Annotated in this window: 13 protein-coding genes; 1 reads left to right on the top strand and 12 read right to left on the bottom strand. The window is 59.5% G+C overall.

Features of this window, described 5'->3' with window-relative positions:
• Window positions 1-72: 72 nt before the first annotated feature.
• Both CAG02_RS18935 and CAG02_RS18940 read right to left on the bottom strand, forming a co-directional pair.
• Window positions 73-405, bottom strand: coding sequence for a YnfA family protein (locus tag CAG02_RS18935; protein ID WP_085710895.1), 333 nt, complete (start codon window positions 403-405; stop codon window positions 73-75).
• Window positions 406-468: 63 nt separating this feature from the next.
• Window positions 469-1,284 carry an SDR family oxidoreductase gene (locus CAG02_RS18940; RefSeq protein WP_085710896.1) on the bottom strand — a complete coding sequence of 272 codons (816 nt, stop codon included), beginning with the start codon at window positions 1,282-1,284 and terminating at the stop codon, window positions 469-471.
• A gap of 256 nt (window positions 1,285-1,540) precedes the next feature.
• On the opposite strand from CAG02_RS18940, the gene CAG02_RS18945 reads away from it, so the two are divergent.
• Complete coding sequence (locus tag CAG02_RS18945) at window positions 1,541-1,699, top strand: DUF3309 family protein (protein ID WP_169432680.1); 159 nt, start codon at window positions 1,541-1,543, stop codon at window positions 1,697-1,699.
• A 60-nt stretch (window positions 1,700-1,759) separates the two neighbouring features.
• On the opposite strand, the gene CAG02_RS18950 is transcribed toward CAG02_RS18945, so the two are convergent.
• From CAG02_RS18950 to CAG02_RS18995, 10 genes are all read right to left on the bottom strand, one after another.
• A complete protein-coding gene (locus tag CAG02_RS18950; RefSeq protein WP_085710897.1) occupies window positions 1,760-3,853 on the bottom strand; it encodes an LTA synthase family protein in 2,094 nt (697 codons plus the stop codon).
• 313 nt (window positions 3,854-4,166) lie between these two features.
• Window positions 4,167-4,772, bottom strand: coding sequence for an START domain-containing protein (locus tag CAG02_RS18955; RefSeq protein ID WP_085710898.1), 606 nt, complete (start codon window positions 4,770-4,772; stop codon window positions 4,167-4,169).
• A gap of 41 nt (window positions 4,773-4,813) precedes the next feature.
• Window positions 4,814-5,068, bottom strand: a complete 255-nt coding sequence (locus CAG02_RS18960; protein ID WP_085710899.1) for a YkgJ family cysteine cluster protein — start codon at window positions 5,066-5,068, stop codon at window positions 4,814-4,816.
• Window positions 5,069-5,234: 166 nt separating this feature from the next.
• Window positions 5,235-5,714, bottom strand: a complete 480-nt coding sequence (locus tag CAG02_RS18965; protein ID WP_085710900.1) for a translation initiation factor 2 — start codon at window positions 5,712-5,714, stop codon at window positions 5,235-5,237.
• 78 nt (window positions 5,715-5,792) lie between these two features.
• On the bottom strand, window positions 5,793-7,232 hold the full coding sequence (locus CAG02_RS18970; protein WP_003226969.1) for a PLP-dependent aminotransferase family protein: 1,440 nt from the start codon (window positions 7,230-7,232) through the stop codon (window positions 5,793-5,795).
• 200 nt (window positions 7,233-7,432) lie between these two features.
• On the bottom strand, window positions 7,433-8,245 hold the full coding sequence (locus CAG02_RS18975; RefSeq protein ID WP_085710901.1) for an OmpA family protein: 813 nt from the start codon (window positions 8,243-8,245) through the stop codon (window positions 7,433-7,435).
• Entirely contained in the window at window positions 8,242-8,598 is a 357-nt protein-coding gene (locus tag CAG02_RS18980; protein ID WP_085710902.1) for a DUF4398 domain-containing protein, read from the bottom strand. Before CAG02_RS18980 ends, CAG02_RS18975 begins: the two co-directional genes overlap by 4 nt.
• A 9-nt stretch (window positions 8,599-8,607) precedes the next feature.
• On the bottom strand, window positions 8,608-9,444 hold the full coding sequence (locus CAG02_RS18985; RefSeq protein ID WP_085710903.1) for an ABC transporter substrate-binding protein: 837 nt from the start codon (window positions 9,442-9,444) through the stop codon (window positions 8,608-8,610).
• An 80-nt stretch (window positions 9,445-9,524) separates the two neighbouring features.
• Entirely contained in the window at window positions 9,525-10,454 is a 930-nt protein-coding gene (locus CAG02_RS18990; protein WP_085710904.1) for an electron transfer flavoprotein subunit alpha/FixB family protein, read from the bottom strand.
• Between the two features lie 2 nt (window positions 10,455-10,456).
• Window positions 10,457-11,206 carry an electron transfer flavoprotein subunit beta/FixA family protein gene (locus CAG02_RS18995; protein WP_007950859.1) on the bottom strand — a complete coding sequence of 250 codons (750 nt, stop codon included), beginning with the start codon at window positions 11,204-11,206 and terminating at the stop codon, window positions 10,457-10,459.
• Window positions 11,207-11,377: the final 171 nt, after the last annotated feature.

Genomic DNA, 11,377 nt, shown 5'->3' on the forward strand with positions numbered 1-11,377 from the left:
CTGCGGGCAAATCAGTCAAACCCTACACGCCATGGCGCATCAGCCTTCAGACGTTTCCGTCAAACCGGTGTTTCAAGTCGCCGAAAACCGTGGCCCGAACAGAATCACGCTGGCCCCGATCACGCACAAGGCGACACCGATCCAGTCCGAGCCCAGCGGACGGATGCGCTCGACCACGGCCAGCCAGCCAATCGAGGCAATGATGTAGATCCCGCCGTAAGCGGCATAGGCGCGACCGGCGTAGGTCGCTTCAACACGCGTCAACAGCAGCGCAAACAGGGTCAGGCTGAGCAGCGCCGGGATCACCCACAAGGCGCTCTTGCCCTGGCGCAACCACATCCAGAAAGCGAAACAGCCGGCGATTTCAAACAGCGCGGCGAGGAAAAACCACAAGTAGTTGAGCATGCAAATGACTCGTCAGGGTGACTGTGGCGGTCACCCTAACGACGGGGCTTTAGCTGCGCAAGTTCAGCCGTTGTTCTGTCTGGCCTTGGCGCGCATCTTTTCGGCCATCGCGGTCATTTCGTTGTACAGCAGCTGCGGGTTCTTCTGCTTGATCGCCCAGGCCATGCGGCCCTGTTCGTGGGGCAGGATCATGAACTCGCCGGCGGCGACCTGCTGGTAGATGTAGTCGGCGATATCGGCGGCGGTGATCGGTGAACTTTCCAGCAACTTGCCGACTTGGGCTTTCATGGCCGGTGTCGGGCCACGGAACGAGTCCAGCAGATTGGTCTGGAAGAACGACGGGCAAACCACATGGACACCGACTTCCTGCTGGGCCAGTTCGATCAGCAGGCTTTCGGACAACGCCACCACGCCAGCCTTGGCCACGTTGTAGTTGCTCATCGCCGGGCCTTGCATCAGTGCCGCCATCGAAGCGATGTTGATGATCTTGCCCTTGCTCTGTTCCAGCAGCGGCAGGAACGCCTTGCAGCCCTTGACCACGCCCATCAGGTTGATCGCGATCTGCCAGTCCCAGTCTTCCAGCGACAGTTCGCTGAAGAATCCGCCCGACGCCACACCGGCGTTGTTGACGATGATATCGATACCACCGAACTTCACTTCGCAGGCCTGGGCGAATGCGGTGAGCTGGCTGTAATCGCGCACGTCGCAGCGCTGGATAAAGCCATCGCCACCGGCCTCGCGCACCAGTTTGAGGGTTTCCTGCAGACCCGGCTCACTGACATCCGACAAGGCCAGTTGCCAGCCTTCACGCGCCCAGCGCAGCGCGATTTCGCGACCCAGGCCGGAGCCCGCGCCAGTGATCATCATGCGATTTTGCATAACAGACAGCCTTGTTGTTCCGGGGAAGATGCGCGGAGTGTAGCGAAGGATCCAGAGCGACCCACGCTCCATCAGATTGCTGAATGGCAAGAGCAAACCGTGGCATCGAACGAAATAAGACCGTGAACCAAATACGTTAAAAAAACATTGAATTTTCTTTCACGCGCGCCAGTCGGAATTTGTAAGCCGTCTGGATTTAGTTCAACTTCCAGCCGCCCTTGAACAACGAGACTCTTCAGACACTATCAACAAGGAAATCGACATGGGCACAATTCTTATCATTATCCTGATCCTGTTGCTGATCGGTGGTCTGCCGGTCTTCCCGCACTCCAGAAGTTGGGGTTACGGTCCTTCGGGCATTATCGGCGTAGTGCTGGTTGTACTGTTGGTGCTGCTGTTGCTCGGCCGCATATGACGTTTTGACCGAAAAAAAAAGAGGCCCTGAAAAGGGCCTCTTTTTTATTGCGCGGAATGATCAGTCCGGCTTGCCGTTAATCACACCGGCGGTGTTGTCGAGCAGGCTCTTGGTAGCCGTCTGCAGGAACGCTTCGAGCTTGAGTTTCAGCTCGGCAGTACGCGGCGCATCCGGAATGATTTCAGCCGAAGGATTCGCGCCCAGTTGGTACTGGTAGATCTTCGGCGCCATTTCCTTCTCTTTCGGCAGTACCAGGATCTGGTCAGCGGTCACGATGGCAGTGGTCTGCTCGCTGCCCGATGGCTTGATCACACCGAAACCGGTGTCGCCTGCCGGCAGGTTGAGCAGGTCACGACCCCAGCACTGATGACGCACTTCCCCACCCAGACGACCCATGATGGTCGGCACGATGTCGATCTGCGTACCCACGGTGTGGTCACGGGTGCCGAATTTTTCCTGGATGCCCGGTGCGATCATCAGCATCGGTACGTTGAAGCGGCCCAGGTCCATTTCGGTGATCTGACGCTCGTTGCCGAAACCGTGGTCGCCGACGATGACGAACAGGGTTTCCTTGAAGTAAGGCTCCTTGCGGGCCTTCTCGAAGAACTGGCCCAGTGCCCAGTCTGCGTAACGCATGGCGGTCAGGTGCTCGTTGAGCGTGCCACGGTCGGTCACGCGCTCGACCGGCAATGGCGTCGGCAAGGCGTACGGCGTGTGGTTGGACAGGGTTTGCAGCAGCGCGTAGAACGGCTTGCCGTTTTCCCGTGCCTTCAGCTCCACCAGACCGCGGTCGAACATGTCCTGGTCGGACACGCCCCAGGTCGGGTCGGAGAACACCGGATTGACGAAGTCATTACGGCCAACGAAGTTGGTCATGCCCTGGTTGCTGAAGAAACCGGACTGGTTGTCCCAGGCAAAGTCACCGTTGTAGACGTAGACGTCGTCATACTTGCGCGCGCTGAGCAGCTGCGGCAGGCCGGACAGTTTGTGGCTGCCTTCCGGGGTCTGCATCAGGTATTCGAAACCCGGCAGGTTCGGGAAGCACGCCATGGTGGCGAACATACCCTGGTGGGTGTGGGTACCGTTGGAGAAGAAGCGGTCGAACAGCAGGCCTTCCTTCGACAGTTTGTCGAGGTACGGTGTGATGTTGCCCGGCGCGCCCAGGGCGCCCACCGAGTGACCGGCCATGCTTTCCATCAGGATCACGACGACGTTCTTGATCGGCAGGGTCTTGTCCGCTGGCGGCGTGTAGTCACGACGCACGGCGGCGATGTCGGCATCCACCAGTTTGTCATCCGGCATCACCAGCATGTCGCGCACGACCTTCTGCGCCTGATCCTGCGGCAGCGTGGCTTTCCAGATGTTGTTGCGGTCTTCGCCCATGCGGTCCTTGGCTGCCGCGATCAGCGACAGGGTGCCATTGAGGCCGAGCTGGTTGGCGAAGTTCGATTCGGTGGTGTACACGTCACCCCAGCGCAGTGGCGGGCCCTGACGCAGGGTGCCGCGCACGGCGACCACACAGATCAGCAGGCACACCACGAACACCGCCAGACGCGCATACCATGGCGCCACCTGACGGGTGCCGACGTTGCCGCCGCTGAACGGGCCACGCGGACGGGTCAGACGGTCGGCGCCCTTGAACGCCAGGGTCAGGATCACCGTGCCCACGGCCCAGGCCAGCAGGTAGCGCACCACCGGGAAACCGTACCAGAGCATGCTCATCACGGTTTTCGGGTCTTCCTTCACGTACTGGAACACCAGGCCGTTGAGGCGCTGGTGGAACTCACGGTAGAAGTCCATCTCCATCAGGCCAAGGAACAGCGCGATGCTGGAGGTCACAGTCAGCCACAGGCGGAAGAACCCGCGCGCGGCCATGGCCCGGGCACTGAACAGCGCCAGAACCATCGGAACGCAGAGGTAGACCACCAGGCGCAGGTCGAAACGCAGGCCGTTGGCGAAGGCTTCGAGGAAGGTCGAAGCCGGGGTGTCGAGGATCATCTCGCGGTTGTAGACCAGCAGCGCGAGGCGCAGCACGGAAAACATCACCATCATGACCAGCGCGCACAAGAGCGTGTAGGCCAGATGCGATTTGACGGTCGGTTGCAGCAGGCGACTGGAAGATCGCTGCTGATTCAGGGCGTCCGGGTTTGCCATGTCGTTTTAGGACCCATTGGAAGTTGAAGTTGCAAAAATACAGCTGCGCCCTGCCCTCTGTTGGCCATTCCAGGCCCCGGGGCTTGCGCGGTGCGCAAATGTTGCACGATCACCGGCGGCATTGCCATTGATTACTGCCCTGCTGCCGGACTCTTTCATTAAAGGCACGGCATACCCGGACAGATTCAAATTGCGCGGGCGAATTGTCTTGAAGCGTTTGTGAAAATTTCGTGCAACGCATATTCGGAAACACAATATCGCTACAAAACAAAACGCCCCGAGTTCTTCGGGGCGTTTGCAGAGCACGCGATGCTTACTTCTCGGCGCGTTCTTTCAGGGCTTTCAGGGTATTGAACGGTGCGTCGACCACAAACTTGTTGGCGATCATCGATGGCACGCTGCCGCCTGGCTCGGTGTGGACCTGATAAGTCACTTCAACCTGATCGCCTTTTGGCACGAATTTCCAGAAGCCTTTGACCTGAGCGACACGCACAAAGCCTTTTTCTTCCGGCAGGTACTTCGGCACGCCTTCCAGATTGCGGGTCAGGCTGCCATCGGCGCCTTCAACGGTGGTGACGTGCAGGATCGAGTCGCGCGGGGTTACCGGCCATGGCGTGTTGAACTGGGTGTAGGTCCAGCTCTGGTCGCCTTCGTGCTTGAGCAGTTTCTGGGTCTTGCACTCGTGAATCCAGGCACAGGCACCGGAGACGTCTTCCTGCAGTGCGCGCAGTTTGGCGACGGTCGTCTTCATCAAGGTCACGCCCTGATACGACTTGTAGTCCGAACCCGGCACTTCGCTCAGGGAAACCTTGATGCCGTCTTCGTTCTTGGCCACTTTCCAGTCTTCAGCCTGGGCGGCCGAAGTGGCCAGCACGGCAGTCAAACCACACAACACAGCGATACGATGCAGCGAACCCATAGTCTTATTCCTTATTGTTGAAGTTCCGTACGTTTGACACATCACGCCGCCGTCATCTGCTCCCACCAGCCGAGCAGTCTGATCGCCTCTTCCTGACTGCTTCCGCAGACTTCGACATCGGCGCTGAACCCTGAACAGACCGCCGGGCGTTCCGGTCGGCCGAAAATGCTGCACAGGTTTTCGACCGAGAGCTGAACGCAACGTTCGCCGGCAGGTTTGCCATCGGGCATGCCTGGAATCGGCGAGCTGATGGAGGGGGCAATGCAACAGGCGCCACAGCCTTCACGGCATTTCATGACGACGAGTTCCTCGCGACGGGCAATGTGTTAAAGGGACGCGGAACAGGGTAACCGCTAAAACGGCTGTTTTAAATTCCCTGAACCGGGGTTTTTACGCAGAAACGAAAGTGACTGACCAGTCTCCGACAAAGCGTCTGGTCTGCGGGTCACGGATCGATTGAATTTACTGCTTGAATTCGAAATCCAGCGCCGCACCTTCGACTTCACGGCGTTCTTCGTTACGCAGCTGCAACTGCATTTCGTTGCTCAGCAGACGACCGTTGAGCTGGAAGCCACTGTCTTTCTCCCCGAACATTTGCGGCAGGATCGCTTCGCGCTTGGGCAATGGCACGCTTCCAACCGGTTTCAGCTGCTGAACCATGTCTCTGGGCAGGCTCAAGTCGAGCTTGGCCGGGGGAAGCGGCGTCTTGGCCACTTCACGGGCCGATTTCGACTTTGAGGCGACCGGCGCACGTTTCTTTGCCGGGGCGGCTTTCTTCTGTTGCTTGTCTTTCGCAGGAACGGCTTTCTTGCTGGCCACCGGTTTTTTCACCGTGGAGGCTGCTGTCGGTTTTTCCGAAACGGCAGCGGCCATGACAGCTGGCGCGTGACCGATCATCAACAGACCAAGCAAAACCCAGGCAGCAGGAAAAATCGCTTTCATGGAACCTACAACGCTAACGGCAGAGGGCCATATGCTCGCCTGTTGAACGCCGCATGACAAGCGTGCGACACAGTCTGTTCAGAAACCGCCGGCCGTTTCCTGACACAGTTGAGTCGCCAGCAAACCCAAAGTCATCAACGCCCGTTCCGCCTCGCGATTCCACGGCGTGCCGCAATTCAGACGGATACAGTGGTTGAACTGCTCGGTATTACTGAAGATCAACCCGGGCGCGATGCTGATGCCCTGTTGTAACGCGCGGACATGCAATTCCTGTGTATTGACCCGCCCCGGCAGGCTCACCCACAGGATGAAACCGCCCGTAGGCCGGGTCATCTGCGTGCCTTCAGGGAAGTACTGCTGCACCGCCAACTGGAACGCGCTGAGGTTTTTTCGGTATTCCTGGCGGATGTACCGTAAATGCCGGTCATAACCGCCATTTTCCAGATAGGCGGCGATCGCCATTTGCGTGACGCTGCAAGCCGAATGCGTGGTGAAGGTCTGCAGACGCTGGATTTCCTGCTGATACTTGCCGGCGATCATCCAGCCCACGCGCACACCCGGCGACAAGGTCTTGGAGAAACTCGAACAGTAAATCACCCGATCCAGCCGGTCGTAGGCCTTGAGGGCCTTGGTGCGGCCTTGCTCGAACATCAGTTCGCCATAGATGTCGTCTTCGACGATCTGGATATCGAAGTCCGATGCCAGACGCAGCAATTGTTTTTGCCGCTCTTCGGGCATGGTGCCACCCAGCGGATTGCTCAGCCGGGTCGTCAGCACCAGGGCTTTGATCGACCACTGGTTGGCCGCCAGTTGCAGGGCTTCGAGGCTCATGCCGGTGGCCGGGTCGCTGGGGATTTCAATGACTTTCAGGCCCAGCAGGTCGGCCAGTTGCAGCAGTCCGTAATAGGTTGGCGATTCGGCGGCGATCAGATCGCCCGGACGGGTCAGCACGCGCAGCGACATCTGCAAGGCATCGACACAACCGTGGGTGATCACCACTTCCGAAGGATCGACCACCACACCGGCGTCGCGCATGCGGATCGCCACTTGTCGGCGCAACGGTTCGAAGCCCGGACTGAACATGTAGCTGAAAGCGCGCGGGCTATGGAATCGGGTGACCTTGGCCAATTGCTGATGCAGCGCGCGCACCGGCAAGTAATCGACGCTCGGTACGGCTGCACCCAGCGGGAATACGCCTTCGCGGCGCGACTCGACCAATACTTGCTGAATAATGCTGGCGCGGGTGACCAGGCCAGGTCGTTCGACCCGGGCAATGTCCGGCGTTGGTGCGGTCAGGGCCGGCGTCTGGTGTACGTAGTAACCGGATTGCGGCCGTGCACGGATCAGCCCCTGATCCTCGAGGTTGGCGTATGCCTGCAATACCGTGGCATGGCTGACATTGAGCTGCGAACTCATCTTGCGCACCGAAGGCACGCGCTCGCCCGGTTGATAGACGCCACGGCGGATGTCTTCGGCCAGCTGTTGAGCAATACGTTGGTAGAGCAAGAGATTGGTCATGACGCAGCACTCGATATCACGGGCGTTTTATTTTTGTGTGAACAATACCGGAACAGTTCTGAAGTGTACTGGGACAGTTGCCATATTAGTCAACCATACAGTCCAGTGTCGGATAAATCTGTACTGCTTTGTGAGGTAATCGACAGACGTAAAAAAGCCCGGCGCTGCATGGCAGCCCGGGCTTTCCAGTAACGCCACCCTCAGCGGGCGGCGCCGAGCTGGCCTTTTTCGTCGGAGAACACGATTTCCACCCGACGGTTCTGCGCACGCCCGCGCTCGGAAGCGTTGGCGTCCACCGGATATTCGTCGCCGTAACCTTCGACCTGAATGCGTTTTTCGTCGATGCCCAGGTCGGTCAACACATCAGCTACCGACTGCGCACGATCACGAGACAGCTTGAGGTTTTCCTGCTTGCCGCCAGTGCTGTCGGTATAGCCCTCGATGCGCACCACGCGCTTCGGATTGAGCTGCAGGAACTGCACGATCTTCAGGACCACGCGATTGGCCGAATTCTTCAGCTCGGCCTCGCCGGTGTCGAACAGCACGTCACCCAGGGTCATCACCAGGCCACGGTCTGTCTGGGTGGTGGCCAGTGCGACAATCTGCTCTTCCAGCCATTTGCCCTGCTGCTGCACGCTCAACAGTTTGGACTCGCGCAGCGCCAGTTGCAGACGCTGGCGCTCCAGTTCCAGCTTCGCCGCACGCTCTTCGTTGAGCACCAGGTTGGTGTGCTCGCGGGCGATCTGGCTGTAGCGCTGGCTCAGATAGGAGTAATGCGCCACGTCCGAGCCACTGCCCCAATAAGTGGACAGGCGATCGGCACGGGCCAGGGATTCACCGGCACGGATCACGTCTTTCGGCGCGATACGCAGCACATTGGAATCTTCCTTGACCTTCTGGAAGTCAGCGCTGGCTTCCTGCAAGGCGGTTTCGCTGTGTTGCCCGGCGCAACCGTAAAGGCTGGCGCAACCCACGAGGATCAGAGTGCCGAAGGCTTTTGAAGTCAGCTTCATTGGGCATCCCCCAGTTGCTTGCGCAGGCGGACGATGCGGGTGTTGAGCACGCTCAGCTGCTCTTCGCTCTTCTGGGTCAGCACCTTGGCTTCGGCCAGGCGTGCATCCAGCTCGGCCTGTTCGGCACGCATCCGCGCGTTCTTGAAGGATTCGCCGGCCATGCTGCCCTTGGCCCGGTTGAACTTGTCTTCTGCCAGTTTCATTTCCGGCACTTCGTCGGCGGTGGCGCCGACGGCCTTGGCCTGCTCGAGCGCCTGCTCGGTCAAACGCATTTGTTCATTGGGTGCCGGATCGCTGGCGCAACCGGCCAGGGCCAGAACGGCCAGGGCCGTGAAAAGAACTCGATTACTCACTAAGAATCCCTACTGTTTTGGGGCGCTGACAGGTTGTTGCGGCGGCTGTTGCTGCTGCGCCTTCCAGCGCTCGATGTTGCGTTGCAGCGCGGCTTCCGTCAGGCCGGACGCGGGCAATTCTGTCATCTTTTTGGCCAGCTGTCCGCGCAACCACGGATCGTTGCAGGCCGAGTTGTGGGAAAGCGCGAGGAACAGACCGGGCCGGTCAATCGGTTGCTCGAAGGCGAGCAGATCATTGGCCATGCCCAGTGCCTGCGCGGCCGCCATCCCCGAGTAACGGCCGGCGAGTACATATTCCACCTCGCCCAGCAGCAGTTTCTGCAGGGCTTGAGTGAGGTTTGCCGTACGGGTCAGGGTCAAATGCTGCTCGGCGAAAGTGCCGAATGCCTGGGTCATTCGAGACTTTTCCGACAATCCTCCTTGATGGCCCTGAAGGTCCTTCGCTTCGCTGTAGACCAGGGTCGAGCCCCTGCGGGTCCACACCAGATAGTCGTTTTCCAGCAGCGGAGGATGAATGTAGTCGAAGTTTTCCAGCTCATTAAAGGCCAGCGGAGCGTCGGCCAGCATGTCCATGCGCCCGCTGCGCACTTCGTCGAGGGCCTGGGAGCGCTTGCCGGCGTACAGCAGTTCGACCTTGATGCCCAGGTCTTTCGCTACCTGTTGCAACAGGTCGGCGCTGGCACCGATCAGTTGTTTGGGGTTCTGCGGATCCTGCCAGAGGTACGGCGGTGCATCCGGGCTGCCGGTGACGACCAGCCGCTCGCACTTGCCCGCCGCCACCGACAGACCCGGCAACAATGCCAGCCCCAGCAACCACGAGCAGCCCAACCGACGATGCAGATCCATGGCGAAACGCTCCCACTCAAATCCGAGACAAAAAAAAGCCCGACCAACAGGCCGGGCTCTTTATAAGTGAAGCCGCCGGATTAGACCAGCTTCTCCAGCTCAGGTACGGCTTCGAACAGATCCGCCACCAGGCCGTAATCGGCCACCTGGAAGATCGGCGCTTCTTCGTCCTTGTTGATCGCAACGATCACTTTGGAGTCTTTCATGCCGGCCAGGTGCTGGATCGCGCCGGAGATACCGACGGCGATGTACAGCTGTGGCGCAACGATCTTGCCGGTCTGACCGACCTGCATGTCGTTCGGTACGAAACCTGCGTCGACCGCGGCGCGGGAAGCACCCACAGCAGCGCCCAGCTTGTCGGCCAGAGCGTACAGGTGTTTGAAGTTGTCACCGTTCTGCATGCCGCGGCCGCCGGAAACGACGATCTTGGCAGCGGTCAGCTCAGGACGATCGGACTTGGCCAGTTCTTCGCTGACGAAGCTGGAAGTGCCGGCGTTGTGAGCAGCAGCAACTGCTTCAACGGCAGCCGAACCACCTTCAGCGGCAACCGGGTCGAAACCGGTGGCACGCACGGTGATCACTTTGATCGCAGCGGTCGATTGCACGGTAGCGATGGCGTTACCAGCGTAGATCGGGCGCTTGAAGGTGTCAGCGCTTTCTACCGAGATGATCTCGGAGATCTGGTCAACGTCCAGCTGGGCGGCAACGCGCGGCAGGATGTTTTTGCCGTTGGAAGTGGCGGCAGCCAGGATGTGGCTGTAACCCTTGCCCAGTTCAGCTACCAGCGGAGCAACGTTTTCCGGCAGCTGGTGCGCGTAGGCAGCATTGTCGGCGTTCAGGACTTTGCTCACGCCAGCGATTTTCGCAGCGGCTTCAGCCACGGCGCCAGCACCCTGGCCTGCAACCAGAACGTGGATGTCGCCACCGATTTTGGCAGCGGCAGCAACGGTGTTCAGGGTGGCCGGGGCCAGCACCTTGTTGTCGTGTTCGGCGATTACCAAGATAGTCATGATTAGATTACCTTCGCTTCGTTTTTCAGTTTCTCGACCAGTTCAGCCACCGACTTGACCTTGATGCCTGCGCTGCGTGCAGCCGGCGCTTCGACTTTCAGGGTCTTGTTGGTGGAGGCGGTGGAAACGCCCAAAGCGTCCGGAGTCAGCGTCTCGAGAGGCTTCTTCTTGGCTTTCATGATGTTTGGCAGGGACGCGTAGCGCGGCTCGTTCAAACGCAGGTCGGTGGTGACGATCGCTGGCAGTTTCAGGGAAACGGTCTGCGCGCCGCCGTCGATTTCGCGGGTCACGGCAACGCTGTCGCCGGAGACTTCGACTTTCGAGGCGAAAGTGCCCTGACCGTAGCCGCTCAGTGCTGCGAGCATCTGGCCGGTCTGGTTGTTGTCGCTGTCGATGGCCTGTTTGCCCAGGATCACCAGCTGAGGCTGTTCCTTGTCGACCACGGCCTTGAGCAGCTTGGCCACGGCCAGGGAAGTCAGGTCTTCAGCGGATTCGACGAGGATGGCGCGGTCGGCACCCAGAGCCAGTGCGGTACGCAGCTGTTCCTGAGCGGTGGACGGGCCGATGGAGACGACGACGATTTCAGTCGCAACGCCTTTTTCTTTCAGGCGTACGGCTTCTTCCACTGCGATTTCGCAGAACGGGTTCATCGACATCTTGACGTTGGCGAGGTCTACGCCGGAATTGTCCGCCTTGACGCGAACCTTGACGTTGTAATCCACAACGCGTTTGACAGCTACAAGAACCTTCATGGATTCCTCGTTACTCTCCGGTGAAAAGAAAGTCGCCTAGGCGAACCTGGCGGTTGATGCTCATCGGGCACAAGGGCACCTCCAAAAACGCCGGCTGAGTCGGATGACCGTTCGTCAGTCGTGACCGACGAGTCATGCCGCTCCGCGGTGTGTAAACTGCGCGCCGAACCT

Source organism: Pseudomonas sp. R43(2017) (genome assembly GCF_002112345.1).
Taxonomy (GTDB): domain Bacteria; phylum Pseudomonadota; class Gammaproteobacteria; order Pseudomonadales; family Pseudomonadaceae; genus Aquipseudomonas; species Aquipseudomonas kribbensis.

Coding starts and splice junctions, on each gene's coding strand:
- CAG02_RS18950 (WP_085710897.1), bottom strand. CDS start 3,853: ATGGCAAACCCGGACGCCCTGAATCAGCAGCGATCTTCCAGTCGCCTG.
- CAG02_RS18940 (WP_085710896.1), bottom strand. CDS start 1,284: ATGCAAAATCGCATGATGATCACTGGCGCGGGCTCCGGCCTGGGTCGC.
- CAG02_RS18990 (WP_085710904.1), bottom strand. CDS start 10,454: ATGACTATCTTGGTAATCGCCGAACACGACAACAAGGTGCTGGCCCCG.
- CAG02_RS18960 (WP_085710899.1), bottom strand. CDS start 5,068: ATGAAATGCCGTGAAGGCTGTGGCGCCTGTTGCATTGCCCCCTCCATC.
- CAG02_RS18965 (WP_085710900.1), bottom strand. CDS start 5,714: ATGAAAGCGATTTTTCCTGCTGCCTGGGTTTTGCTTGGTCTGTTGATG.
- CAG02_RS18995 (WP_007950859.1), bottom strand. CDS start 11,206: ATGAAGGTTCTTGTAGCTGTCAAACGCGTTGTGGATTACAACGTCAAG.
- CAG02_RS18970 (WP_003226969.1), bottom strand. CDS start 7,232: ATGACCAATCTCTTGCTCTACCAACGTATTGCTCAACAGCTGGCCGAA.
- CAG02_RS18975 (WP_085710901.1), bottom strand. CDS start 8,245: ATGAAGCTGACTTCAAAAGCCTTCGGCACTCTGATCCTCGTGGGTTGC.
- CAG02_RS18955 (WP_085710898.1), bottom strand. CDS start 4,772: ATGGGTTCGCTGCATCGTATCGCTGTGTTGTGTGGTTTGACTGCCGTG.
- CAG02_RS18935 (WP_085710895.1), bottom strand. CDS start 405: ATGCTCAACTACTTGTGGTTTTTCCTCGCCGCGCTGTTTGAAATCGCC.
- CAG02_RS18985 (WP_085710903.1), bottom strand. CDS start 9,444: ATGGATCTGCATCGTCGGTTGGGCTGCTCGTGGTTGCTGGGGCTGGCA.